Origin of the sequence: Actinomadura decatromicini (assembly GCF_008121305.1) — a bacterium.
Taxonomy (GTDB): domain Bacteria; phylum Actinomycetota; class Actinomycetes; order Streptosporangiales; family Streptosporangiaceae; genus Spirillospora; species Spirillospora syzygii.
In genome coordinates this window covers 268,884-292,214 of sequence record NZ_VSRQ01000010.1, presented here as the reverse complement: position 1 = coordinate 292,214, position 23,331 = coordinate 268,884, and the positions used below count along the sequence as shown (strand labels likewise).

General features: G+C 69.1%; 21 protein-coding genes and 1 pseudogene. 7 read left to right on the top strand and 15 right to left on the bottom strand.

Annotation, left to right across the window (positions count from 1 at the left end; all coding sequences use genetic code 11):
- Positions 1-93 precede the first annotated feature (93 nt).
- Positions 94-417, bottom strand: coding sequence for a DUF3263 domain-containing protein (locus FXF68_RS37545; protein WP_148344792.1), 324 nt, complete (start codon positions 415-417; stop codon positions 94-96).
- Positions 418-748: 331 nt separating this feature from the next.
- On the opposite strand from FXF68_RS37545, the gene FXF68_RS37540 reads away from it, so the two are divergent.
- Positions 749-1,402: a MarR family winged helix-turn-helix transcriptional regulator gene (locus tag FXF68_RS37540; protein WP_148767568.1), complete on the top strand. Its 654-nt coding sequence runs from the start codon at positions 749-751 to the stop codon at positions 1,400-1,402.
- A 35-nt stretch (positions 1,403-1,437) separates the two neighbouring features.
- On the opposite strand, the gene FXF68_RS37535 is transcribed toward FXF68_RS37540, so the two are convergent.
- The 7 genes and pseudogenes from FXF68_RS37535 to FXF68_RS37505 form a co-directional block, all read right to left on the bottom strand.
- Complete coding sequence (locus tag FXF68_RS37535) at positions 1,438-1,737, bottom strand: SHOCT domain-containing protein (RefSeq protein ID WP_222870274.1); 300 nt, start codon at positions 1,735-1,737, stop codon at positions 1,438-1,440.
- Positions 1,738-1,850: 113 nt separating this feature from the next.
- The gene (locus FXF68_RS37530; RefSeq protein ID WP_148767567.1) at positions 1,851-4,100 is read right to left on the bottom strand and encodes a S8 family peptidase; all 2,250 of its coding nucleotides are present in this window, start codon (positions 4,098-4,100) and stop codon (positions 1,851-1,853) included.
- 290 nt (positions 4,101-4,390) lie between these two features.
- Positions 4,391-6,067, bottom strand: a complete 1,677-nt coding sequence (locus FXF68_RS37525) for a solute symporter family protein (RefSeq protein ID WP_148767566.1) — start codon at positions 6,065-6,067, stop codon at positions 4,391-4,393.
- Positions 6,064-6,396, bottom strand: a complete 333-nt coding sequence (locus FXF68_RS37520) for a DUF485 domain-containing protein (RefSeq protein WP_148767565.1) — start codon at positions 6,394-6,396, stop codon at positions 6,064-6,066. The genes FXF68_RS37525 and FXF68_RS37520 overlap by 4 nt, the downstream gene beginning before the upstream one ends.
- Before the next feature lie 567 nt (positions 6,397-6,963).
- A pseudogene (locus FXF68_RS37515) lies at positions 6,964-7,095 on the bottom strand (TerD family protein); the annotation flags it as partial.
- 92 nt (positions 7,096-7,187) lie between these two features.
- Positions 7,188-7,472 (bottom strand): GlsB/YeaQ/YmgE family stress response membrane protein, encoded by a 285-nt coding sequence (locus FXF68_RS37510; protein WP_148767564.1) that lies wholly within the window; start codon positions 7,470-7,472, stop codon positions 7,188-7,190.
- A gap of 36 nt (positions 7,473-7,508) precedes the next feature.
- Entirely contained in the window at positions 7,509-8,192 is a 684-nt protein-coding gene (locus FXF68_RS37505) for a TetR/AcrR family transcriptional regulator (RefSeq protein ID WP_148767563.1), read from the bottom strand.
- 124 nt (positions 8,193-8,316) lie between these two features.
- Between FXF68_RS37505 and FXF68_RS37500 the strand changes: the two genes are divergently transcribed.
- A complete protein-coding gene (locus FXF68_RS37500) occupies positions 8,317-9,489 on the top strand; it encodes an FAD-binding oxidoreductase (protein WP_148767605.1) in 1,173 nt (390 codons plus the stop codon).
- Between the two features lie 31 nt (positions 9,490-9,520).
- On the top strand, positions 9,521-10,981 hold the full coding sequence (locus tag FXF68_RS37495) for a DHA2 family efflux MFS transporter permease subunit (protein ID WP_148767562.1): 1,461 nt from the start codon (positions 9,521-9,523) through the stop codon (positions 10,979-10,981).
- Here the strand turns inward: FXF68_RS37495 and FXF68_RS37490 are convergent.
- The gene (locus FXF68_RS37490) at positions 10,968-12,272 is read right to left on the bottom strand and encodes a cytochrome P450 (RefSeq protein WP_148767561.1); all 1,305 of its coding nucleotides are present in this window, start codon (positions 12,270-12,272) and stop codon (positions 10,968-10,970) included. The genes FXF68_RS37495 and FXF68_RS37490 overlap by 14 nt on opposite strands.
- Positions 12,273-12,428: 156 nt before the next feature.
- Here FXF68_RS37490 and FXF68_RS37485 point away from each other — a divergent pair, with 156 nt between their 5' ends.
- Positions 12,429-12,881, top strand: a complete 453-nt coding sequence (locus FXF68_RS37485) for a group II truncated hemoglobin (protein WP_148767560.1) — start codon at positions 12,429-12,431, stop codon at positions 12,879-12,881.
- On the opposite strand, the gene FXF68_RS37480 is transcribed toward FXF68_RS37485, so the two are convergent.
- Positions 12,878-14,056 (bottom strand): hypothetical protein, encoded by a 1,179-nt coding sequence (locus tag FXF68_RS37480; protein ID WP_148767559.1) that lies wholly within the window; start codon positions 14,054-14,056, stop codon positions 12,878-12,880. The genes FXF68_RS37485 and FXF68_RS37480 overlap by 4 nt on opposite strands.
- Positions 14,057-14,244: 188 nt before the next feature.
- On the opposite strand from FXF68_RS37480, the gene FXF68_RS37475 reads away from it, so the two are divergent.
- Positions 14,245-15,528: a hypothetical protein gene (locus FXF68_RS37475; RefSeq protein ID WP_148767558.1), complete on the top strand. Its 1,284-nt coding sequence runs from the start codon at positions 14,245-14,247 to the stop codon at positions 15,526-15,528.
- A gap of 66 nt (positions 15,529-15,594) precedes the next feature.
- Here the strand turns inward: FXF68_RS37475 and FXF68_RS37470 are convergent, their stop codons facing one another.
- The 3 genes from FXF68_RS37470 to FXF68_RS37460 form a co-directional block, all read right to left on the bottom strand.
- Positions 15,595-16,272, bottom strand: coding sequence for a metallophosphatase domain-containing protein (locus tag FXF68_RS37470; RefSeq protein ID WP_148767557.1), 678 nt, complete (start codon positions 16,270-16,272; stop codon positions 15,595-15,597).
- Positions 16,273-16,315: 43 nt separating this feature from the next.
- Positions 16,316-17,245 (bottom strand): hypothetical protein, encoded by a 930-nt coding sequence (locus tag FXF68_RS37465; protein WP_148767556.1) that lies wholly within the window; start codon positions 17,243-17,245, stop codon positions 16,316-16,318.
- A 359-nt stretch (positions 17,246-17,604) separates the two neighbouring features.
- A complete protein-coding gene (locus tag FXF68_RS37460; RefSeq protein WP_148767555.1) occupies positions 17,605-18,090 on the bottom strand; it encodes a hypothetical protein in 486 nt (161 codons plus the stop codon).
- Positions 18,091-18,530: 440 nt separating this feature from the next.
- Here FXF68_RS37460 and FXF68_RS37455 point away from each other — a divergent pair, with 440 nt between their 5' ends.
- Positions 18,531-20,207, top strand: a complete 1,677-nt coding sequence (locus FXF68_RS37455; protein WP_148767554.1) for an Eco57I restriction-modification methylase domain-containing protein — start codon at positions 18,531-18,533, stop codon at positions 20,205-20,207.
- Between the two features lie 9 nt (positions 20,208-20,216).
- Entirely contained in the window at positions 20,217-20,948 is a 732-nt protein-coding gene (locus FXF68_RS37450; protein ID WP_148767553.1) for a PaeR7I family type II restriction endonuclease, read from the top strand.
- 364 nt (positions 20,949-21,312) lie between these two features.
- On the opposite strand, the gene FXF68_RS37445 is transcribed toward FXF68_RS37450, so the two are convergent.
- Together FXF68_RS37445 and FXF68_RS37440 are read right to left on the bottom strand one after the other, a co-directional pair.
- Positions 21,313-22,650, bottom strand: a complete 1,338-nt coding sequence (locus FXF68_RS37445; protein ID WP_148767552.1) for a hypothetical protein — start codon at positions 22,648-22,650, stop codon at positions 21,313-21,315.
- Positions 22,651-22,956: 306 nt separating this feature from the next.
- The gene (locus FXF68_RS37440) at positions 22,957-23,328 is read right to left on the bottom strand and encodes a gamma-glutamylcyclotransferase family protein (RefSeq protein WP_246179152.1); all 372 of its coding nucleotides are present in this window, start codon (positions 23,326-23,328) and stop codon (positions 22,957-22,959) included.
- Positions 23,329-23,331 lie beyond the last annotated feature (3 nt).

Below are 23,331 nucleotides of genomic sequence, written 5' to 3'. Positions count from 1 at the left end.
GAGGACCAGTGAACCGTCTCCGCCGGGCGGGCCGCCAGGCTCACGCCCCGCGCGGCGGGATACGGGTTCGGGGCGGTCTCGCCGGGAGGAGGGTCAGGGGCGGATGCCGAGCCGGCGGGCCGCGCGGCTGCGCTGCCGCTGCGTCCGCACCCGGCGGAGGCGCTTGACGAGCATGGGGTCGCACTCGAGCGCTTCAGGGCGGTCGATCAGGATGTTCAGGAGCTGGTAGTACCGCGTCGCCGACATGTCGAACGTCTCGCGGATGGCCTGTTCCTTGGCTCCGGCGTACTTCCACCACTGCCGCTCGAAGGCGAGGATCTGGCGGTCGCGCTCGGAGAGCCGGTCTGCGGGGAACGCGGCGTCGTGCGCCCCGCCTTCGTCGTCGGTCACGGGTCGTGCGGCAGGGCCGTCGTCCATGCTTCCGTCCTGTGGGGGGACGTCACCGCGGGGGTCACCGGGGGCGTTCGCCGCTCGCATCAGGTCCCCTCTGTGGTCACTGATCCCGGGTCGTCCGGGTTCGGGCGGGAGTCATGTTACGCGCCCGCGCCGACAAGTTCCGGCGGTTCCCGGGGAACGAGACCCGGTGGTTCAGTGCATCACATCCCGCTTCACCTGCGGATCTACAACGCCGTGTGTCCCACTGCGACCATCCGTCCCAACCGTATCCAAAATGTGCATTCTACATGCGTTAGAGTGGAGGCCCAGCGTCCGGCGTCCGGCATGAGAGGCACGAAACGGAGACCATCGCATGGCGACGGAGACCCCCGCCAAGGGACGCCCGGCGCGGCCGGACGCGCCCCCGGCGCACGACGAACCGCTCCCGGACCCGGTCCGGCGGCCGGACCCGGTCCTGGCGGACATCTCGGCGGCCCTGTTCCATCTGCGCCGCGTCTGGGCCAAACCCGACCTGATGAAGCGCATCCGGGCGATGACGTCCGCCGGGACGGGCGGCCGCCCGCTCCAGATCTCGAACCTGATGGTGGTGAACGCGGTCGCCGCCCTCGGCGAGGCCGCCGCCGACCCGGACCGCGCGGCCGGACCGGTCTGCGAGGAGGTCACGGTCGGCGCCGTCGCCGAGCGGCTGGAGATCGACCCGTCCACCGCCAGCCGGCTCGTCGGGCACGCCCTCGACGCGGGGCTGCTGTCCCGGCGGCCGTCCCCGGTCGACGCGCGCCGCGCGAACCTCGACCTGACCGACGCGGGCCGCCGCGTCAAGCAGGTGGCCGACCGGTTCCGCCGCGCCTACCTGGACGAGCTGATGTCCGGCTGGACGGCGGACGAGCGGGCCGAGTTCGCCGTCCTCCTCACCCGGTTCGCGGACGCGGCCGCCCGCGCGCCGAAGTACGCGGACGGCATCGAGCGCATCTTCGAGGAGGCGGGCGCCGACGCGGGCACCGGCTGACGGCGCCCGCGACACCGGCCCCCTTCCCCGCTTCGTCAGGTTCCGTTGCGGAGGGTGGAGGAGCGCATCAGGTACTCGTCCTCGTCGATCTCGCCGCGCGCGAACCGCTCCGCCAGGAGCGACTGCGCCTTGGCCAGCGGGTCGGACGCCTTGGCCTGCGCCCTGGCGTGGTCGTTCGTCCGGCGGCGGATGAGGTAGAACACCGTCCCCAGCAGGGCCAGCCAGAACAGGCCGAACCCGATGGGGAAGACGGGCCAGAAGGCAGGAGCGTCCCCGCCGTCGTCCCAGGGCCCGGGGTGCATCGCCGCGGCCTGTGTCGCGATCGTCGTCAACATCGTTCATCGACCCTTCCCGTGTTTCTTCCGATGGGTCGATGCTCGGCGACGGGTCCGGGGCGCGGCATCGTCCGGCCGGAGACTCCCGCGCTACGCCCGGCGGAGTACCGCGATCACCACCAGGGCGGACGGTAGTCCTCGTCGTCGGACGGCTGCGAGCGGCGCGAATGCCGTCCGCGGGGCTCGTCGCCGGGCGGCTCGGGCGGCTCGGCGGCCTGCGCGCCGTCGTCCGCGGGAGGCGGCGGCGGGTCGGCCGGCGGCTCCGGGGACACCGCCGGAAGCGGCGCGGTGCCGCCGCCCTTCGGCCGGTCGGGCTCGTCGAGCGAGCTCCGGCGGAACGACTCCCAGTCGTCGTCGTCGAGGATGGGCTCGTCCGCCGCCGGGGCCTTGCCGTGCCCATTTCCGTTGCCGTTCCCGTTCGTGGACGAGGCGCCGCCGTTCAGGTGCTCGCCGTTGTGGCCGTTCCCGTTCGTCCCGTGCCCGTTCGTCCCGTGCCCGTTCGTTTCGTGCCCGTTGACACCGTTCAAGCTGTTCAGGCCGTTCTGCCCGGCGTCCAGGAACTCGCCGGGGTCGAACGGCCGCAGCTCGCTCGTCATCATCGGAGGCTGCCTGGGCGGCTGTCGCGGCGGCTCGGGCTCGTCGCCGCCGGGGAAGGGTTCGTGGTCCCAGGACAGGCCGTCCCAGGAGCCGTCCAGGGGCGACGGGTCGAAGGGCGAGCCCCCGGCGCGCTTCGGAGGCGGGACGTCCCCGAGCGGCGCCTCCGGCGGGTCGGCGGGCGGCAGAGGCTCCGGGAACGCCTCGGCGCTCTGCCAGAGCACGTTGACCGGCCCGACGTCCGAGGCAGCGATGTCCGAGGCAGCGATGTCCGGGGCCGCGATGTCCGGGGCCGCGATGTCCGACGCCGCGATGTCCGACGCCGCGATGTCCGGAGCGGCGACGTCCGGCGACGGGACCTCGGGCGGCGCGGTGTCCGGAGCGGCGGCGGGCGCGGGGGCGTCCCAGCCCGGGACGGGCGGCGCCCCGGCGGGCTCGCGCGGCACGGGCGGCGCGGACGGCAGCCCGTAGTCGGGGACGGCGTCGGTCTCGGCGGGCGCGTCGTCCGGACGGCGCCGCTGCCGCCAGCCGAGCAGCAGCCCGACGACGATCAGCAGCCCGCCGCCGCCGAGCACCAGCGGGAGGAGCAGGTCGCGGCCGTCGTCGTCGGCGGTCGTCGCCGCCGGTCGCGCGCTCGCGGACGGCGGCGGTTCCGCCACCGCCCCCTGGGAGGTCTTGTTGATCTGGTGCGCGGCGAACAGGACGCGCAGCGCGTCGACCGTCCCGCGGCAGGTGGCCGAGCCGGTCGGATGCCCGGCGCGCGCGGGCGACCCCTCGATCAGCGCCTGCCGCACCTCGGCGGGCGTCAGCTTCGGATACCGCGACCGGACGAGCGCCGCCACCCCCGCGACCATGGCCGACGAGGCGCTGGTGCCGGTCCCGACGACGTAGCCGTTGCTGGCGTCGGCGCTGACGATGTCCACGCCGGGGGCGCAGACGGCGGCGTGGGAGCGGCGGTTGCTGTCCTTCCAGAGGCGCAGCCGCCGGTCAAGCGCGCCGACCGCGATCACTCCGGGGTAGGCGGCGGGGAAGTTCTTCCGGTTGGCCCCGGCCCCGTCGTTGCCCGCCGACGCGATCAGCACGACGCCCTTGCCCAGCGCGTACTTGATCGCGCTCTCCTGGGACGCGGTGCCGTTGTAGAACTGGCGCCCGCCGCCGAGCGACATGTTGATGATGTCGGCGCCGTGGTCGACCGCGTAGCGGATGCCCTGCGCGACGGCGTCGTGCTCGCTGCCGCCCGCCTGCTGCCCGTCGTCGCGGCGCAGCGGGTCGTCGTTCTCCAGCGTCACCCGCACGGACAGGACGCGGCTCATCGGCGCGACGCCCATCATCCCCTGCACCAAGCCGGGGCCGTGGCCGTGACCCGCGATGATGCTGGCCATCGACGTCCCGTGCAGGCCCCAGTAGCGGGAGCCTGGACGCCGTACCCCGCCGGTCAGGTCGGGCCCGTTGGCGACGCGGCCGGTGAGGTCGGGATGCCGCGCGTCGACGCCCGTGTCGAGAACGGCCACAGTCACCCCGCGTCCGCGTGAGTATTTCCACGCCTTCGTCGCGCGCAGGACGTTCAGGTGCCATTCGCGGGCGCGGATCTGGTCGGCCGGGGCTCCCGGGAACGTTCCCGACGACGCCCCGCGCACCGTCCGCTCCCGCGCCCCGGCGAGCCCGCCCGGGACGATCGCGACGGGCACGGCCACCGCGCCCGCGAGCGCGACCAGCGCGAGGGCCGCGGTCGTCCGGGCTCCGGCGGCGCGGTACCCCGTGGGCCGCACCGTGACGCGCACGGTGGAACGCGCCGTGGAACGCGCCGTGGAACGCGCGCCACGCGAGGACGGCCCGCGCGCCGCCGCCTGCCGGCCGCGCGCTGAACGGCGTCGACCGGCTTCGGACACGCCGCCGCACCTCCCCTCCCGGCAGACCGCCGCGCTCCGCGGCGGTCTGACATTCTGCCACGCGAACCGGCCGTCGCCCGGGCGCTCGGGCACATTCCGTGACAGCGCGGGTGTTCCGCCGTGACGACGCCGTGACGACGCCGTGACGGGGCCCGGCGGCAGGCGCCGGGTCAATGCGCGCCCGCGCCCGTGAGCGCGCGGACGGACAGGTCGTCGTACCGCTCCGGGTCGGCCTTCTCGCGGCCGAGGAGCGTCCCGGCGACGGCGCACAGGAACCCGACCGGGATGGAGACCAGCCCCGGATTTTCCAGCGGGAACAGATGGAAATCGACGCTCGCCGGAAACAACGACAAACTCTCGCCCGTCACCGGGTCGGTCTTGCCCGACACGACCGGGGAGAAGACCACCAGCACGAGCGAGCTGACCAGCCCGCCGTAGATCCCGGCCACCACGCCCGCCGAGTTGAACCGCCGCCAGAACAGCGTCAGCACGATCGCCGGGAGGTTGGCCGCCGCCGCCATCGCGAACGCCAGCGCCACCAGGAACGCCACGTTCAGGTTCCGGGCGGCGACGGCGAGGACGATGGCGAGCGCGCCGACGAGGAACGCCGCGAACCGCGCCACCGCCACCTCCTGCGACTCGCGCGGGCGCCCGAACATCAGCACCTGCCCGAAGTAGTCGTGCGCCAGCGACGTCGACGACGCGAGGACCAGCCCGGACACGACGGCGAGGATCGTCGCGAACGCCACCGCGCCGATGCACGCCAGCAGGACGTCCCCACCGACCCGGCCGCCGTAGTGCTCCCCGACCGCCTGCGCGAGCTGCGGCGCCGCGGTGTTGCCGGACGGGTCCTGCGCGACGATCTTCGACCGTCCGACGAGGGCGGCGGCGCCGAAGCCGAGCGCGGGCGTCATCAGGTAGAACGCCCCGACGAGCCCGATCGCCCAGGCCACCGACCGGCGCGCGGCGCGGCCGTCCGGGACGGTGAAGAACCGGTTGACGATGTGCGGCAGCCCGGCCGTGCCGAGCACCAGCGCGAGGGCGAGGCTGATGAAGTCGAGCTTGTTGACGATCGTCTGGTAGGCGTCGCCGGGGACGTCCTGCCCGTAGCGGAGCCCGGGGCGCAGGAACGCGTCGCCCTTGCCGCTCGCGTCCGCCGCCGAGCCGAGCATCGCGCCGACGTCGAACCCGAACCGGCCGAGCACCAGCGCCGTCAGGCCCGCCGCGCCCGCCATCAGCAGCGCGGACTTGACGATCTGGACCCAGGTCGTGCCCTTCATCCCGCCGAACGCCACGTAGAGGATCATGAGCGCGCCGACCGCGACGATCGTGACCGTCCGCGCGGCGGAGGCGGACATCCCCAGGAACCTCTCGCCCCGGTGGATGCCGAGCAGCAGCGAGACCAGCGCCCCCGCCCCCACCATCTGCGCCAGCAGGTAGAACACCGACACCGTGACGGTGGAGACGACGGCGGCGCGGCGCACGGGCGGCTGCCGCCGGACGCGCTGCGACAGGACGTCCCCGAGCGTGAACCGCCCGGTGTTGCGCACCAGCTCGACCAGCAGCAGCGCCACGAGCCACGCCACCAGGAAGCCGATCGAGTACAGGAACCCGTCGTATCCGGACAGCGCGATCAGCCCGGCGATGCCGAGGAAGGACGCGGCGGACATGTAGTCGCCCGCGAGCGCGATGCCGTTCTGCGGGCCGGAGAAGGTGCGTCCGCCCGCGTAGAAGTCGTCGGCGCCGCGGGTGGTCGCCCGCGCCCAGACGGTGATCCCGAGCGTGCCGACGACCAGGACGCTGAACAGCCCGAACGTCAGCGCGTGCCCCGTGACCTGGCCCGTCACCGCAGCTCACCGGCCAGCGGGTCGAGCCGCCGCCGCGCGTACGCCAGGTACGCCCCGGCCATAACGAACGTCGAGACGATCTGCACCAGCCCGAGCAGCAACGCCACGTTGACGTCGCCCGCGACCGTCCGCGCCATGAACCCGCGGGCGAACGCCGACAGACCGACATACGCGAAATACCACCCGAGGAAGACCGTCGCGGCGACCAGCGCGGACCGCCGGTACCGCCTCCTGAGCAGCCGGAACCCCTCGTACCCGGCCACGGGCGCGTAGCGGGCCCCTACGTCCGCCGGCTCGCGTCGTCCCCCGACCTTCGAGTCCCCCACCATCTGGCCCCCCTGACCGGACGTGACTCTCCGCACCAACGCGGTCGCACTATGAGATCAAACATTCACGTCCGGCGAGCCCGGTTTGCCAAGATGGGCATCGCGGCAGGTCACCTCTGCTCTATCCGGACGGCACGCAGCACCAGTCGATGGAAACGGTCGACCGCGACGTCCACGCTGCGCACGAAACCCGTCTCGTCCGTGCCCCGCTTCGCGCCCATGCCGGTCGGCAGCGTGAGGCGGAACGACGCGATCTCCCCGCCGTCACCGGGGGCCAGGTCGTTGGAGAGGGTGATGACGGTCCCGTAGCCGTTGCGCGCGGCGACGTCCAGGGTGGGCGGCCAGGTCGGCCCCGGCCGCCTTCGGGAGGGTGGTCCGCTTCTTCGCCGTCCGGACGCGGCGGGGCGGCCGTCCGCCGTCGGTGTCCCGGCGCGGGGCCGGGTCGGCGGCCGGGGCGGCGTCCTGGACGGTCGTTTCGGGTTGTTCGGGGGCGGCGGGCGGCTCCGGGGCCTCGTGCGGCTCGCCCTCTGCCGGGATTTCCAGGGTGTCCGGCGCCTCGGGGGTGTCGTCGACGGAGATGCCGAAGTCGCCCGCGAGTCCGCCGAGGCCCGAGGCGTAGCCCTGGCCGACCGCCCGGAATTTCCAGCCGCGGCCCCGTCGGTACAGCTCGCCGAAGACGAACGCGGTCTCGGACGCGGCGTCGGATGCCACCGGGATGCGCGGAACGTGACCGGCCGCCACGGAAATGGCGGACTCCGGCCACGGAAAGTGAGCCCGGCGTGACCCGGGGCCGGTCAGCGGGGCATTCGGCGCTGCCTGCGGCGGGCCTGGAGGCTCGCGACGATCGCGACGCCGAGGACCGCCAGGCCGATCTGGAACACCAACTCGATCCAGTCGATCCCGTTGGTCGTGGCGACGCCGACCGACTGGGCTATCGCCGTCCCGACGATCGCGGCGACGATGCCGACGATGATGGTCATGAGGACGCCGATGGGCTGGCGTCCCGGCAGGGCCAGCCGGCCGAGCGCGCCGATGATCCCGCCGATGATGATCGCGCTGATGATGCCAGAAATGTTCATGGCGTCCCTTGTGCCCATTTGGGGGACACCGTCACATCAGCGGTCGGCGGCCTCGCGCTCCGGCGGCTCATCCCCCATGGAGCGCAGGTCGCCGAAGGTCAGGGCAGGCCCGCCGAGCACTTCGGGACGCTGGGACGAGGCGCGCAGCCCGTCCACGAGCAGGTCGAGATGCCGGTGCGCGACCTGGAGGGCGACGTCGCGGGGCATCGGGCCGGGCATCGGCCGCGAGAGCCGCACCAGCATCATGCCGACGTCGCCGTGCGTGACGTCCGGACGCAGGTCGCCGTCCTTCTGCGCGGTGGCGACGAGCGCCTCCATGACGGCGACGCCGTCGTCCCGGGCGGCGGCGATCTCCGCGTCCTCGAACGGGATCTCCGCCAGGAGGACGGGGAACACGGCGCCGATCCCGATGTCCAGGACGCGATGCATGTAGCGGACGAGCGCGGCGAACGCGGTCGGCTCCTCGTCCCGCGCGCGCTTGGCCTCGGCGCTGGTGCGCTGTAGGGCGTCGAGCGCGACGGCCGTGGTCAGGCTCCGCCGGTCGGGGAACCGCCGGTACAGCGTCGCGATGCCGGTGCCGGCGCGGCGGGAGATCTCCTCCAGCGGCGCGCCCGGCCCCTGTTCGACGAACACCTCGGCGGCGGCGGCGAGGATCCGGTTGCGGTTGTCGCGCGCGTCCGCCCTCAGCGGACGGCCCGCGCCGTTCGGCTGCTGACCCATGAGACCAGCCTAGCAAGCATGTGGAGGATTCTCCTCCAAATAAACGCGTCCAAGTGGAGACAATCCCTCCGGTCGGTGCTACGGTGCGAAGTAAGTGGAGAGAAAACCTCCGGAAGGATTCGATATGAACGCCACGACCGCCACCCACACCCGGGACCTCCGGACCGTCCAGGCCACCGGCCCGGCGGACGTCCGCACCGCGATCCTCACCGCCCGCGTCCAGGGGCTGCCGCTGACCGTGCAGGCCACGGGGCACGGCACGGTCGTCCCGCCGGACGAGGGGCTGCTGCTCAGGACATCCCGCATGTCCCGCGTGCTGATCGATCCCGAGCGCCGCACCGCCCGCGTCGGGCCGGGGGCGAGATGGGGCGACGTCATCGCGGCCGCCGCGCCGCTCGGGCTCGCACCGCTGTCCGGGTCGCACGCTTCGGTCGGCGTGACCGGCTACACGCTCGGCGGCGGGGTCGGCTGGCTCGCGCGGCGCTTCGGCTTCGCCGCCGACCACCTGCTGCGCGCCGACGTGATCACCGCGGACGGCCGCGCGCTGACCGCCGACGCCGACCGCGACGCCGATCTGTTCTGGGCGTTGCGCGGAGGCGGCGGGAACTTCGGCGTCGTCACCTCGCTGGAGTTCCGGCTCCACCCGGTTTCCACGGTTTACGCGGGCACCGCGCTTTTTCCGGCCGACCGGGCGGGTGAGGTGCTCAGCCGGTTCCGGGACGAGTCCGCCGACCGTCCCGACGAGCTGAGCGTGACGGTCGCCGTGACGAACCACCCCGCGCACGGGCGTGTGGTCGCCGTCCGCGGCGTCCACTCGGGCGACCCAGCGGACGCCGTCCGGGCGCTCCGGTCACTGCGGAACGCCGCCGGGCGTCCGCTGCACGACGACTTCCGCCCGATGCCGTACGCGGAGACCGAGTCCCTGGGCGGGACGGCGCCGATCCACTTCCACCTGTGCGCCGACCTGCCCGATTCGCTGATCGCCGCGATCGCGGGCAGCTCCGCGTCCGCGATCGAGGTGCGGCACTGGGGCGGCGCGATGGCCCGTCCCGGCGGGGACTCGGGGCCGGTAGGGCACCGGCACGTCCCCTTCTCCCTCGCCGTCGAGGGCACCGCCGCCGACGCCGCGCCCCTCGCCGCGTACGCGACCGGCGGTTCTTTCCTGAATTTCCTCGGCGACCCGTCCAAGACGGCCACGGCCTACACGCCGGCGGACCACCGGCGGCTGCGCGAGGTCAAGCGGGCCTACGACCCGCAGAACGTGTTCCACCGCAACCACAACATCGAGCCCGCCTGAACCCCGGCCCGACCATTGCGAGGTAACCGAAATGACCGCAACCATCACGCCCAAGCAACCCGCGCAGGGCCTTGACCGCGGACTCGTCGCCATCGGCGCCGTCGTGGTCCTCGGCGCGATCATGTCGATCGTCGACGCGACCGCCGTGAACGTCGCGACCCGCTCCCTGGCCGAGGACTTCGGCTCGTCCATCGCCACCGTCCAGTGGGTCCTGACCGGGTACATGCTGGGGCTCGCGGGCGTCATCCCGGTCACCGGCTGGGCCACCGAGCGGTTCGGCGCCCGGCGCGTGTGGATCAGCGCGCTCGTGCTGTTCCTGGCGGGCTCCGCGCTCGCGAGCGCCGCCTGGTCGATGCCCAGCCTGATCGCGTTCCGCGTCGTGCAGGGCCTCGGCGGCGGGATGATCATTCCGGTGGCGCAGACGATCCTCGCGCAGGCCGCCGGGCCAGCGCGGATGGGGCGCGTGATGGGCTTCATCGGCATGCCGATGCTGCTCGGCTCCGTCGTCGGGCCCGTCGTCGGCGGACTGATCATCACCACCGCCGGGTGGCGCTGGATCTTCTTCGCGAACCTGCCGCTCGGGATCGCCGCCGTGGTCGCCGCCGTCCGGCTGCTGCCGCGCTCCGCCCCGCGCCCGGCGCGGCTGGACGTCCGCGGGCTGGTCCTGCTGTGCGCCGGAGTGGTCGCGTTCGTCTACGGCACCAGCGAGGCGGGACGTCCCGGCGCGCTCGACTCGGCCCGCACCTGGACGATCCTCGCCGTGTCCGCCCTGCTCATCGGCCTCTACGTGCTGCACGCCCGGGGCCGGGACGCGCTGATCGACGTGTCGCTGTTCCGGCACCGCGGGTTCGCGGCCGCCGCCGTCACCAACCTGGTCGTCGCGGTCGCGCTGTTCGGGGTGCTGGTGCTGCTGCCGCTGTACTGGCAGGTCGTGCGGGGTCACGGGCCGCTCGCGACGGGGCTGCTGCTCGTCCCGCAGGCGCTCGGCGCGGCCGTCGCGATGCCGCTGGCCGGGCGCGTCACCGACCGGGTCGGCGCGGGCCTCGTCGTCCCGGCCGGGATCGTGCTCGGGCTCCTCGGCACCGCCGCCTACACCCGGATCCACGCGGACACGTCGCCGATGCTGCTGGCCGCCGCGCTGTTCGTGATCGGCCTCGGGCTCGGCGCGACGATCATGCCGTCGATGGCGGCGGCCTACCAGGCGCTGCCGCCCGCGCTGATCCCGCGCGCGACCAGCGCGCTGAACACGCTCCAGCGGATGGGCGCGTCGGTCGGCACCACGGCGCTCGCGGTGATCCTCCAGCACGAGATCACCGCGCGGTCGCCCGGCCTCGCCGGGTCGGCGCTCGCCCCGCTGCCCGACCCGGCGCGCGTCGCGGTCGCGCCGCTGCTCGCGCAGGCGTTCGGCCACGCCTTCTGGATCGCGCTGGTCATCGGCGCCGTGGCGATCGTCCCCGCGCTGCTGCTCCCCCGGCGGCCTACCGCCGGATGACCTTCATCGGCACGGGCCCGGCCGGACGGAACGTGATCTCCGCCCGTCCGGGCACCGCCGCGCCCGGCACCAGGTCGAGGCGGTGCGTGCGGCTGATGGTCGCGAGGACGAGCGTCGCCTCCAGCATCGCGAATCCGGCGCCGACGCAGATCCGCCGCCCGCCGCCGAACGGCAGATAGGCGTAGCGGTGCCGGTTCCGCTCGCCGAGGAAACGCTCCGGTTGAAAGCCCTCGGGGTTCGGCCAGACGTCCGGGTTCCGGTGCAGCAGATAGGGCGGGACGGCGACCGTCGAGCGCGCCGGGATCTCCACGCCCGCGACCACGTCGTCGTCGAGGGAATCGCGCTCGATCGTCCAGGCCGGCGGATGAAGGCGCATCGCCTCGGACAGGACGGCCTTCGTCCACGGCAGCGCGTCGACGTCCTCGGCCTTCGGCTCACGGCCGCCGAGGACCTCGTCGACCTCCGCCTCCAGCCGTTCGCGGGCCGCCGGGTATCTGGAGAGCAGAACGAACGTCCAGGCCAGGGAGGCGGCGGTGGTCTCGTGCCCGGCGAGCAACAGGGTGAGCACCTCGTCGCGCAATTCCGCCTCGTCGAACTCGCCGCTCTCCCTGATCAGGTTCAGCAGTTCCCCGCCGCCGGACGGCTCTTCGACGACGCGCTGCACCAGACTCTCAAGCTGGGCGAGCGCGCCGCCGAGCCTCGGCACCCTCCGGTAAACGTCGCGTCGCGCTGTGGCCCCCGGCAGGAACGTTCCGATGACCGCGCCCCTTTGCAGGACGGCGAGGGAACGTCCTGTCCGGCCGGACTCCTTGGCGAGTTCGCTGCCGAAAAAGGCGCGTCCGACGATGTCGAGGGTGAGCCTGCGCAGTTCGTCGGCCGCGTCGAGTTTGGCTCCGTCCGGCCATCGCCGGACCGCGTCCGCCGCCGACTCCACCATTCGGGGCGCGAATCCGGCGACGTGCCGGTGCGCGAATACCGGCTGCACCTGGCGCCGATGCCGCCGCCATGTCTCGCCTTCGCTGGTCAGAAGCCCGTCGCCGAGCACGGCCCGTAGCGGACGGTAGGTGAACGCCTTCACGTAATTGTCCTGGTTGGCCACCAGGATCCGTTCGGCGTGCTCGGGCCGGGACAGCAGGAAGAACGACCGCCGGACGCCGAACGGCACCCTCACCGCGTCGCCGTAGTGCCGGGCGAGTTCCCCGTAGGTGCGCATCGGATCGCGCGCCATCCGCGCCCACCAGCGTGCGGCTTCCAGTCCGGGGCGCGGGCCCGCGGCACCGTGTTCGAACATCCGTCAACGGTAACCCCGGCCACCCATTGGACGCGCGACGCCCGCGCCCGGCGACCATTCCGGCCGGGGCCGACCGGGTTGGGCGAAACCCTCGACAAGCGGGGCCTCGACTGCGATAACTGAGCCAGGCGTCTACAAGAAGGTAATGATGTAATCATGGAATCGCTGTTCGAGCACGCCGGCGGTCACGAGGGGCTCCACCGGTTCATCGACGTCTTCTATTCGAGCATGCTCGCCGACCCGTTGCTGCAGCCGTTGTTCGGCGAGGGCAGCCCCACTCACGTCGATCACCTCACGGCCTTCACCGCCGAGACGTTCGGCGGCCCCGACACCTTCTCCCGCGAGATGGGCGGCTTCTCCCACCTCATCGACGTCCACCGCCATCTCAAGATCACCGAGGCGCAGCGGCTCCGTTTCGTCGAGCTCTACCTGGCCGCCGCCGACACCGCCGGGCTCCCCGACGACGCTCCTTTCCGCCAGGCGCTCCGCGAGCACGTCGAGTTCGGCACCGAGGTCGCCAAGCAGAACTCCCTCGCCGAAACCGACGACGAACTGCACCCGCTCCGCGAGGTCCCGCGATGGACCTGGCCGTCGTCTGAGAACGGCTAAAAGACGGGTGCTTTCGGAAGCCGGACGGGCCCGCCCGGACCACCGACCGGCGGACCCGCCGGCCAGAGTTCCGCGAGGTCGGACGGCGTGAGCGGAGCCTGATAGGTCGCGCGGAGCACCTTCCGGGAAAGCTCGGCGTCGCCGGCTTCGGCGAGGGCCATGAACCAGTCGAAGCCCGCCGGATAGGCCCACATGTAAGTGCGGTGCTGCTGGTCGAGGCCCCGGTCGGCGAGGTAGCGGGCGATGGTCTCCTCGGTCCACCACGGGACGGCGGCCTTCAGATAGTCGGCGCATTCCACCGCGGACGCGCCGTGGTTGATCGACACATGCACCTGCGCGAGGACGAGCTGGCAGTAATGGGCGACCCGGAGGCGCGCGATGAGCACCTTGTCCTCGGGGAGCAGGAACAGCGGCCACGCTTGCGCGAGCCCTTCCTGCATGACCTGGTGCGGCGCGTGAATGCTGAGCAGCCGCACCCACGGAACGTCCTCGGCGGCGGCCACGGCCGTGTATCCGGCGCATTGCAGACCGTGCCCGAGCACCTCATGGAGGGCGAACTGCCGCGCGCCCGCCTGCGTGAACTCGACATTGCGGAGGTTGAGCTGGAGCCGCACGTCCTGCCCGGCGCCGTCGAGCCAGAACGCCCAATAGGCGTCTACTTCCGCGGTTTCGATCGTCAACCGGTACGGCGCGCTACTGCCGGTCGCCTCCCGGACGACGGGCTCCAATTCGCTGACTGCCTCCCGAATCGCATCGGGGGCCTCGCTGACGTCGAGTAGTCCTTCCGCTTCACGCAGTTCCGCATTGGCGGCCGCACCCCACCGGATACCGAGTTCGCCCAGCGCACCACGCATCTGTTCGGCCCGCTCAGCCACATACTCCTCAGGCCAGCCACCGGCGCCGCACCCTTGGGTTTCGCGAATGTACTCGTCCAGTTGACGCCGTTCCCCGAGCAGCGCCCCGAGATAGGCGAGGTCGGCGTCGATACGCGCCGCGAGCACGCCACTCGCCTTGGGACGAAGCTCGGCAAGGCGCCGAAGAACGGTCAGCCGATCGGCGGGCGCGGCGGTCCCGCCCGGATCGCAGTCGAAATCGATGACCGGCGCCCCGCCGTGTTCGACCTCGTAGGCGTCCCAGGCCCGGATAACGGCCTCGACCTCGTCCCGCAGACTCATCAGCGCACGTCCCTTCACAAGATCTTCGCCGCACATTCTCAGCACGCCCGCCGCCGTTCGGACAGGCCCAACGGGAGTCGTTGTCACCGCTGCCCTGGATCTTGATCAAGATGTGACATGGACACCGGTCCACCCGGCTACGATCCTGCCGAGCAGCCGTCTGTTCGCTGTTCGGAAAGGCGTGGGCCATGATCAGCTCAGCCAGTGGGAAGACGACCCTGGGTGTCCTCGCCGGGGCCGTCCTCCTGGCCTCCGGTCTCACCGCTCCGGCCGCCGCCGAAACGTCCCCGGCGACCTGCGGCTCGCGGCTCGACGCCCTCGTCCTGCCTACCGAAAAGGTCCCCTCGGGCGGCAGGGCGCAAGGCTTAGTGAAGGTCAACTGCAAATCGTCGGTCGAGCTCACCATCGCGCTGACGTCGGCGGATTCGAGTTGGGTGAGCGTTCCGGCAAAGGTGGTGGTTCCTTCCGGAGCGACGGAGGCGACCTTTCCCATCCGCACGTTCCAGCCGGACTACGTCTACGGCGACTTCGGCGTCCCGCTCACGGCGCGCCTGCGCGGCCGGACTCTGACCCAACGGCTGGCGCTCCGCCCCGGACTGCGCTTCGTCGACTTCGGCGGCCATTCGACGATCGTCAGCGGCGACCGCCCGTCGATCACCGTCGGCCTGAACGGACCCGCTCCCGAAGGCGGGACGACCATCGCGCTGGAGAGCGACAACCCGGCCGTGAAGGTCCCGCCGACCGTGACCATTCCGCGCGGCGCCCTGGGAATGAGCGTCCCGCCGCCGCTCCTGAAGAGCACGCGCATTCCCGTGGACGCGAACGCCACCATTACGGCCAAGCTCCCAGGACAGCGCATCGGCAACGTCCTCAAGCTCCTGGCCTGGAACTACGACCCCGGCGACTGGACCTTCACCGGACCGGCCGAGGCCTACGGCGGCTTCTACTTCAACATGGCGCTGAACCTGCCGAACCCCGTCCCGCACGGCGGCATCAAGGTCACCTTCAGCTCCGACAACCCGAAACTCCAGCACCCGCCCGGGCCAATGGAGTTCCTCGAAGGAACCAGCGGAACGTATCAAGTCGAGGTGGCGCTACCGCCCGACATCGACGGCCCCCTGACCCTCACGGCGAACATAGAGGGCGTCGGGACCCGCAGCCACACCGTGATCGCCCACCCCGGCCTGACCGGATTCGAGATCGAGCCCTGGCTGATCACCGGCGGCCAGCCCTTCGACGCCACCATCCAACTCGGCGCGGCCACGAGCAGCCCGATGACGATCCAGCTCGAAAGCAGCGACCCGAGCGTCGCCCGCCTCCCCACCCACGTGACAATCCCAGCGGGTCAGTCCTCGGTCTCCCTCCAGGGCACCACGTCCCCGGTGACCGACTTCTCCTCAGTAACCCTGACAGCCCAACTCCCGAACAATTCCCGCTGGCAAACCGACCTCCTAATAGACCGCGCCCCTTAATCCCACCGGCCATGAATGCTCTTTCAGAGCGGTGAGCATCCGCCTCCGGGGCTCACGGCCCGCACGCTACTGGGCCCCGGAACCGCCGCGCGCGGGCGGGACGATCTCGCCTACGGCGCCCGAGGCGTCCAGCCGGACGACGGTCGGGCCGCGTTCGCATTCCCACGTGGTGACATTGGCGAACGTCGTCTGCCCGTGGCGCCAGAGCCCGCCGTCCTGGTGAATGTGACCGAACAGGTGCAGCCTCGGGCGGACCTGCCGCACTCGCGCCAGCAGGTCCGCACAACCGTGCCGTCCGGGATAGGCGTTCGCGTCACCGATGCCAAGCGGAGGCCCGTGCGTGATCAGGACGTCAACATGCTCCGGAATCAGCGCCCATTTCTCCGCGAGAGCGCGCCCTCGCGGAAGGTTGAACGCCCATCCGTTGAACTCCGGCTGCCACGGACTCCCCCAGAACGAGAGACCGTCGATCTCCGTCCCGCTGTCCTCCAGGTAGCGGATGCCACGGTCAGCCAGAACGGCCCGCGCGCGCACGGGCTCGTCCAGGAACAGCCAGTCATGGTTACCAGCCACGACCACCTTCGTCGGATGCGGAAGTCCGTGAATCCAGTCAGCGGCGTCCTCAAGCTCCCTCAGCTCTTTGCCACGCCGACACAGATCACCCGCGTGCACGAAGACGTCCCCTTCCGGGACGACGAGCTCGCGATGGTAGGTGTGAGTATCAGCGACCGCGACAATCCGCACACGCCCACCGTACTGACCTAGCGCCTCGGCTCAGGCCGCCGAATCATTTCTTCCAGCGAACCGCGACGCTCTGACCGGCCGCGGTGGACGCTTCACCGACCACATCGCCGTCATCGTCGACCGCCGTCGCCTCACTGGAGTTGCCACCGCCCAACTGCGGCAGCGGCACGATACGCCACCCGTTCTTGCCCCGCCGCCACAGAACCGCGTCCTGCTCGCCGGAAGTGCCGGTCGCCGAAGTACCGACGGCAATCCCCGCAGCGTTGACCCCGTTCGCTTTGCTGTAGTCGCCGCCGGGCAGCGTCCCGAGGTCGGTGGGCGCCAAGGTGCCGGGGGCCCACAGAGTCGCGTGGAAGGGATAGTTGGTGGGAGCGCCGGACCCAGACTGCGAATAGCCGACGATCGCACCCCGGTCATTGATGCCGTTGGCACTACTGCGCAGATTGGCACCGCCCAGCGCCTGAAGCACAACCGCCGTGGTTCCTGCCGCAGCCCAGGTAACGGCCTCCACGTAATGTCCTGGCGACACCTCGTAGGTATGACCAGCAACCACACCGTGATTGTTGATCGCGACCGCGGTGGTCGCCGGCAGCGGGGAATCTGTCCCGATATCGGAAGCGGTGCCGTCCGCCTGCCATTTCACCGCATGGTAAATCTTGGACCGGATCGGGACGTTGCCGACCACGTCCCTCTTGTCGTTGATTCCGTAAGCGTAGCTACTGGCGTGGCCCGGGAGGCTACCGAGATCGGTGATGCTCCCATCCGCCGCCCAACGCACGGCACGGTCGTCACCACCGGCAGTGTTCGCGTAGCCGACGACGTCACCACGGTCGTTGATTCCGTTGGCGTAACTGTAAGTACCGCCCGGAAGCGTACCGAGGTCAACGACGCGCCCACCCCGGTCCCACCGGATGGCATGGAACTGCCCAGTGGCCACGTCACCGTAACCAACAACGACACCGTGATCGTTCACAGCGGTAGCCCGACTGGTCGATCCCCCTGGCAACACCCCGAGGCTGACGATCCCCCACCCAGACAAGCTGGCCGCACCCGCACTCGCTGGCACCCCCACCAGCACTAACGCCGCTGAGGAAAGCCCCGCCAGTAACCCGATTCCCGATTCCCGAAGACTTTTCACCCGATCATTACACCAATGACCACCCCCCTTGACAACAAGTTGATCGAGACCGAACCCGACACCTCTCCCGCACACTCCCCGCAGGGCCGACGAGAACCGCCGCACGCGGAGTGCGATTGCAGCCAACCTCAGGTTGTGCGCGGAAACCCGACGTGTCAGCCGTGCGGGCAGTACGAGAGAACCCAGCCGTGTGGTTACTCGCCAAGTTCTCGCGCTAGGGGATCTCTCCTCAACGGCTCATTCGCTGTTCCGAGTTCGCGGCGGGCGGCCTCGAGGAACGCGAAGCGGAGGTCACGCTTGGGCGGTGTGCCCTCTGCTGGGGTATGTCCTCGAAGCAGCGCATGGAGCGCCGAAGTGTAGTCGTGGGCCGCCTGCGCGACAGGAGGGGAACACACGAGTTCGGGGACCTTCTTCGCAAGCCAGAGCGCGTGCAGATGTTGCCACATCTCGGAGTCGTCCAGTCGCTCTCCCATCGAGAGCCGGTCCAAGCACAGTTCCACCTGTTGGGCGGCGGACAGGAACTCGATCAGGGCTGCTTTGCGCTCTGACCGTTCCGCGCTGGCCTGCTCGAAGCGCGCCCGTCGTGCCTCCACCCGCGTCGACAGGTACTGACCGATCAGGGTCCCGGCGGACCCCAGAACCACCCCTGCCAGCGGCAAAACCGTCGTGGACACGCTCATGCCGCTGAGACGATCAATGCCGACCAACGGTTCCGGAGCCCCACACGAGCACTCCCATCCGCAGGGGATGCGGTGGGGATTGACGGGCGCGGGATGGGTGCCGGGGTTGGCAAGGCCGTTCGCGAAAGGGCCCCTTCCGGGAGCGGAAGGGGCCTTTGACCTGGGAGCCGGCGAGGGGACTTGAACCCCTAACCTTCTGTTTACAAGCAAGATCAGGACCGTCCAGGCATGTCCCCAGGTGTCTCCTGACCAGCGCGGCAACCTCCAGCCCGTCCACACTCGTCCAAGATCATCCAACCCCGTTGTTAGCAACGGCGTTAGCATCCACACCGCTCCGGGCGGGTGCGTCCTCGGGGCGCGTGGGCGGCCAACGTCAAGGGATATCCACAAGCTGACGTTGTCGCCATGGGTATCTCTTGCCTGGCGGTATCGTCTGGCCGGTGGTCACTCAAGCGCTGTTCGACGTTGATGAGCCTCCGCTGCCGGAGGCGTTGCAGGAGGCTGTGCGGCACGGTGAGGTCTTCACTCGTCGCTGGATAGTCGAGCTGATTCTCGACCTTGTGGGCTACACGGCTGATCGTGATCTTGCTGTCCTGCGCCTGGTCGAGCCGGCATGTGGGGAGGGCGCGTTCCTGGGCCCAATCGTTGAGCGGTTGAGCAAGTCGTGCCGGGCTCATGGGCGCTCACTGTCGGAAGCGGTCGGGTCGATGCGGGCGCTGGATCTGCTGGACGAGAACGTGAAGCGGTCGCGCACGCTTGTCCGCGACCGGCTCACGGCGGACGGCTGGGAGCACCGCGAGGTTGACGCCGTCGTGCGGGGCTGGGTGCGCCAAGGCGACTATCTTCTTGCCGCTCACAGTGCGGGTGACGCTGACTTCGTCGTTGGGAATCCGCCCTATATCCGGCTGGAGGATGTACCGGACGAGCGCATGATGGCCTACCGGTCCGCCTGCCCGACGATGGGCGGCCGGGCCGATGTGTACGTAGGGTTCTATGAGGTCGGTCTTCGTAGCTTGAAGCCTGGCGGCAAGCTCGGATTCATCTGCGCTGATCGCTGGATGCGTAATCAGTATGGTCGGCGCCTCCGGCAGAGGGTGACACAGCGCTACAGCATGGACCTGGTCATTGTGATGCATGACGTGGATGCGTTCCACGACCAGGTAGCCGCTTACCCGGCTATCACGATCATTCGCAACGGCGTACAGGGTCCCGCGATCGCTGCGGATACCACTCGGGAGTTCGGACAGTCCGAGGCTCGGGACCTTCTTAGATGGACGGCTGACCCGGCGCAGAAGGCTGTCACTGCTACCGCATTCAAAGCGTCGCGCCTACCGCATTGGTTCCCTGGTGAGGACTCTTGGCCCTCGGCGTCCCCCGCGCGGTTGGCCGTTCTAGAAGAGCTGAGCGACAGGTTCCGGCTCCTGGAGGACGAGACCACGGGCACACGCATCGGCATCGGCGTCGCGACGGGGGCGGACAAGGTTTTCATCACTGATCGACCCGACCTTGTTGAGCAAGACCGCATGCTTCCGCTCGCCATGGTCCGCGATACGACGACTGGGCGTCTGGACTGGGGCGGCATGTACCTGGTCAATCCGTGGAATGCGACGGGCGGGCTCGTCGACTTGGCGGCCTACCCTCGACTGCGCGCCTACTTCGTCCAGCACGGGGCCGCGCTGCGGAAGCGTCACGTTGCCGTGAAACAGCCGGAACGCTGGTACAAGACGATCGATAAGGTCGACCCTCGTCTGAACGCTCGCCCCAAACTCTTGCTCCCGGACATGAAACAGGTCATACACCCGGTGCTGGATGAGGGCGGGCTGTACCCTCACCACAACCTGTACTTCATCGTTTCCGACACCTGGGACTTGCGGGTACTTGGAGGCTTGCTGCTGTCCAATGTCGCTGAGGCGTTCGTGGCGGCGTACGCGGTTAAGATGCGGGGCGGGACTCTGCGGTTCCAAGCCCAGTATCTGCGTAAGATCCGTGTACCGGATCCTGCGGAGATCGATGAAGAGACGAGCACAGCATTGACGGCCGCGTTCGAACGCCGTGACGTTCGGGCCGCGACACAAGCCGCCCTGCGCGCCTACGGGCTCGAAGAACTCCCCGATTAGAGGAACACATTGGCAGTCACGCGACACGACTTCGAGAACGCGGTTGCCGCTTACTGGGGCGCCAAGCAGTCACAGCGAGAGCTATCCAGAATTAAGGATGCTGTCGGTGCGGGAACTGCGGGCTCCGTACGTGGCGGCAAGCACTTCGACGACATCGCCGCCCTCTTGGCCAAGTTCTTCCTCGAAGCTGGCTACCCAGCCGAAGACATCCGCGTCACCAAGAAGCATCGCCTTGAACTTCCCGGCTACTACCGTCCACAGAAACAGTGGGACCTTGTGGTGTCCCACCGAGACACGCTCGTTGCGGCCTTCGAACTTAAGGCGCTCGGTGGGCCCTCGTTCGGCAACAACTACAATAACCGAGTAGAAGAGGCTCTAGGCAGCGCTGTCGACCTCAGGCGTGCGGTACTGGCTGACCTTTATCCGGGCGAGAAGCCGTGGCTCGGCTATTTCTTCATCATGGAAGATGCTCCCGGTTCACGCACTCCGGTGCGCCTCATGGAAGGGGCTTCGCCCGTCGAGGAGATCTGGCGCGGTCGGTCCTATCAGACAAGATTTTCACTCTTCTGCGAACGCCTCATGGCAGAAGGGTTGTACGACGCGGTCTGCTTTGTCACTTCCTCGGAGAAGCATCCGCAACCCATCGAACTGGTCGAAAGCCTTGATTGGAAACACTTTTCCGCCGCTATAAGGGCGCGGATCACCTATCTCAGAGAGTTGGGGTTCCCGGTCGATTCGTAGCATCCGCGTTAGCAGGTGCACCGTCCCGGAGGGTGCGCCCGCGCGAACGGCGAGACGGTGTGACAGACAGCTTCGCGCGGGCGTGCCCTCCGGCCCGCGGGGGGCTGGGGGCTGCGAAGCCCCCGCTTCGGGCACGTTCAGCCCAAAGACTTCTTCAGAACGGGTTCAACTGGTGACTCGACCTGGACGGTGGAATTGCGGTGGCGTGATCCGGAAGGTGGCGTGTCGTTAGGCCGGTGCCGTGACTGCCGTGCATTCGCACTCATCCAGGGCCCACACACCGCCGATCGCTTCTTCCCGTCCCCATGACGGTCCTGGCGCTTGCTCCAATGCCCAAGTCGGTCATCGCAGGTTCATCTACGGATCACCCTACCTGAGAGTCAATTATGACTTCGATAGCAAGTAGACGTATGAGCTCAATGTCTGGACCAAGGGCAAACGCTTCCCTGCTCTTGGGCAGCAACACGCGAACATCTGCATACTTTGGATCATCTTTTGCATGAACGATTCTGTTACGGATTCGATAAATGCGGTCGCTAACTTGCGCAGCTATCGTCTTGTGAGGGTTTTTGGCGTTGATTGCCTCGACTCCAGAGATTGGTCCGTTCTTGCCAAAGTGGGAGCGCCGCTCATCGTCATCAAGGAAGTCGAGTATTCGGTCAGAGCGAACCGAATCCGAGATCAGAGTACTTATCTGCGTAACCTCGGAGGCATTGGTGGCCGACTCTGCTACTGCCAAGAGGCGGAGTATCGCCTGATCGGAGCTGCCAGAAAAGAAGGGGTCGGCAATCTCTTTGCGCATCTTCCGCATGGCGTTCCTGCGGACGGCGTATGGAAAGAAGTATTCGAGCACTTGATAGAATGATAGGAAAGCAAGCGGTGGATTATCTCTGGCACTCTCTGCAAAAGAGAAGAGCTCCGAAACCTCGCGCTGCAGAGATATCTGGGGAAATCTTGCGGAATCGGTATGCTCATACCGCCTGCGACGGAATTCGCGTTCTTCTTCGGCTCGCCGAAGGGGCTCGATAGCCAGTCGATTCCGGACGTTCAATTCGAATATTATGGAGTCGACCAGTTGCATTCCCTGCGAGAGAAGCGCGGCCTCTGCCTGCGTGGATCCGAAGTCAACCTTTAGCGAAAGACTCGAAATGAACCTAGGAGGAGCACTGTTGCTTAGTCGACCGTTCGGATATCCGAATAGGATACCGCAAGGTGAAGCCCACGAAAGTTCTATACATACGTTGGTTCCGACGTCTGAAACATGAATAGCGTTGACCGCCGGCTGCCCCTGGTACCGCCCAGGTGGCTCAACTGACAGCATCGGAGTTCCATTACGGTGCCGACACTCGACACCATCTGATCCAACTCTACCCAGTATGGGATCAAACAAGCGTGAACGTCCTGCGCGTCTTTGAGAGGTTACTGTGACTTCGAACCATCCGTTTGAAGGAGACATGAAGCCGAAATAGTCCTGGAGTGGCTTCACTGGACCCGTCAATTGTTCCTTAAGGTGTTCCATTTCCGAGAGAGGGAGAACGTAATCGGTTCGCGGTCCAACGCGCGCCTGTTCGCCCTCTCGCGAGAAAATGACGGCCTCCCCTTGAGGGGCGACCATAAAGCCGAGCTCTCGGAGCTTCTCGAAGAGCTCCTCATTTTCCCCGCCTATGGGCTCTCCTTCCTCCATTGGAAATTCGGTGCTCATCTGATCTCCTCGAATGGATATGCTCGGGATGCCTTGGCCCGTAAAGGCGCTTGAACGCCCTTAAGGGGAGCTTGCCAAGGATGTACGGATGTGCCCTCTATGATGGCCGGACGAGCCCTAACACGCCAGCGGTTATGCAGCAATCCTGGCAACTTGCTATGTGCTAAGCGCCGGGCGGCCGGGGCGGGTCGGCCCGGAGAGGCCGCATGCCCGGCCCGGACCGACCGGCGGCGGCCGCGTAGCGGGCGCCCTTGAAGACGTAAGGAAAGTTCTCATCCGGCGGGGGGCTGAGGCGATGAGCTGGGTTTAGCTGGCTTGTTGGTTGGCTTCGTGGCGGCGGCGCCAGGTTGCGCAGCGTTCTACGTAGGCGGGAAGGTGCTCTGCCTCGAAGGCTTCGGCTGACCAGTCGTCGGGGCCGACGTCGCTGGCGGTGGCGCATGCGTATGTCCAGCCGTGGCGGCCGTCAAGCAGGTCGATGCGGACCAGCTCGTACACCGGGTCTTCGAAGGCGTCCAGGACGCGCCATTCGTCTGGGGTCAACCCGGTCAGGAGGTGGCCGGGTGCGGTGTCGTCTGCGGGGACGAGGCCGGGGTAGACGCGTTCGGGGAGGGTGGCGACGCGCCAGCCTTTGGCGGCGGTGGGTTCGTGGTCGGGGACGCGGTCGATGAGGGCGAACAAGAC

Excerpts from the sequence above, each read along its gene's own strand:
- FXF68_RS37545 (WP_148344792.1), bottom strand. The coding sequence starts at position 417 with ATGGACGACGGCCCTGCCGCACGACCCGTGACCGACGACGAAGGCGGG.
- FXF68_RS37500 (WP_148767605.1), top strand. The coding sequence starts at position 8,317 with ATGAACGCCACGACCGCCACCCACACCCGGGACCTCCGGACCGTCCAG.
- FXF68_RS37535 (WP_222870274.1), bottom strand. The coding sequence starts at position 1,737 with ATGTTGACGACGATCGCGACACAGGCCGCGGCGATGCACCCCGGGCCC.
- FXF68_RS37460 (WP_148767555.1), bottom strand. The coding sequence starts at position 18,090 with ATGAGCGTGTCCACGACGGTTTTGCCGCTGGCAGGGGTGGTTCTGGGG.
- FXF68_RS37505 (WP_148767563.1), bottom strand. The coding sequence starts at position 8,192 with ATGGGTCAGCAGCCGAACGGCGCGGGCCGTCCGCTGAGGGCGGACGCG.
- FXF68_RS37480 (WP_148767559.1), bottom strand. The coding sequence starts at position 14,056 with ATGAGTCTGCGGGACGAGGTCGAGGCCGTTATCCGGGCCTGGGACGCC.
- FXF68_RS37490 (WP_148767561.1), bottom strand. The coding sequence starts at position 12,272 with ATGTTCGAACACGGTGCCGCGGGCCCGCGCCCCGGACTGGAAGCCGCA.
- FXF68_RS37475 (WP_148767558.1), top strand. The coding sequence starts at position 14,245 with ATGATCAGCTCAGCCAGTGGGAAGACGACCCTGGGTGTCCTCGCCGGG.
- FXF68_RS37485 (WP_148767560.1), top strand. The coding sequence starts at position 12,429 with ATGGAATCGCTGTTCGAGCACGCCGGCGGTCACGAGGGGCTCCACCGG.
- FXF68_RS37540 (WP_148767568.1), top strand. The coding sequence starts at position 749 with ATGGCGACGGAGACCCCCGCCAAGGGACGCCCGGCGCGGCCGGACGCG.
- FXF68_RS37510 (WP_148767564.1), bottom strand. The coding sequence starts at position 7,472 with ATGAACATTTCTGGCATCATCAGCGCGATCATCATCGGCGGGATCATC.
- FXF68_RS37445 (WP_148767552.1), bottom strand. The coding sequence starts at position 22,650 with ATGAGCACCGAATTTCCAATGGAGGAAGGAGAGCCCATAGGCGGGGAA.
- FXF68_RS37495 (WP_148767562.1), top strand. The coding sequence starts at position 9,521 with ATGACCGCAACCATCACGCCCAAGCAACCCGCGCAGGGCCTTGACCGC.
- FXF68_RS37520 (WP_148767565.1), bottom strand. The coding sequence starts at position 6,396 with ATGGTGGGGGACTCGAAGGTCGGGGGACGACGCGAGCCGGCGGACGTA.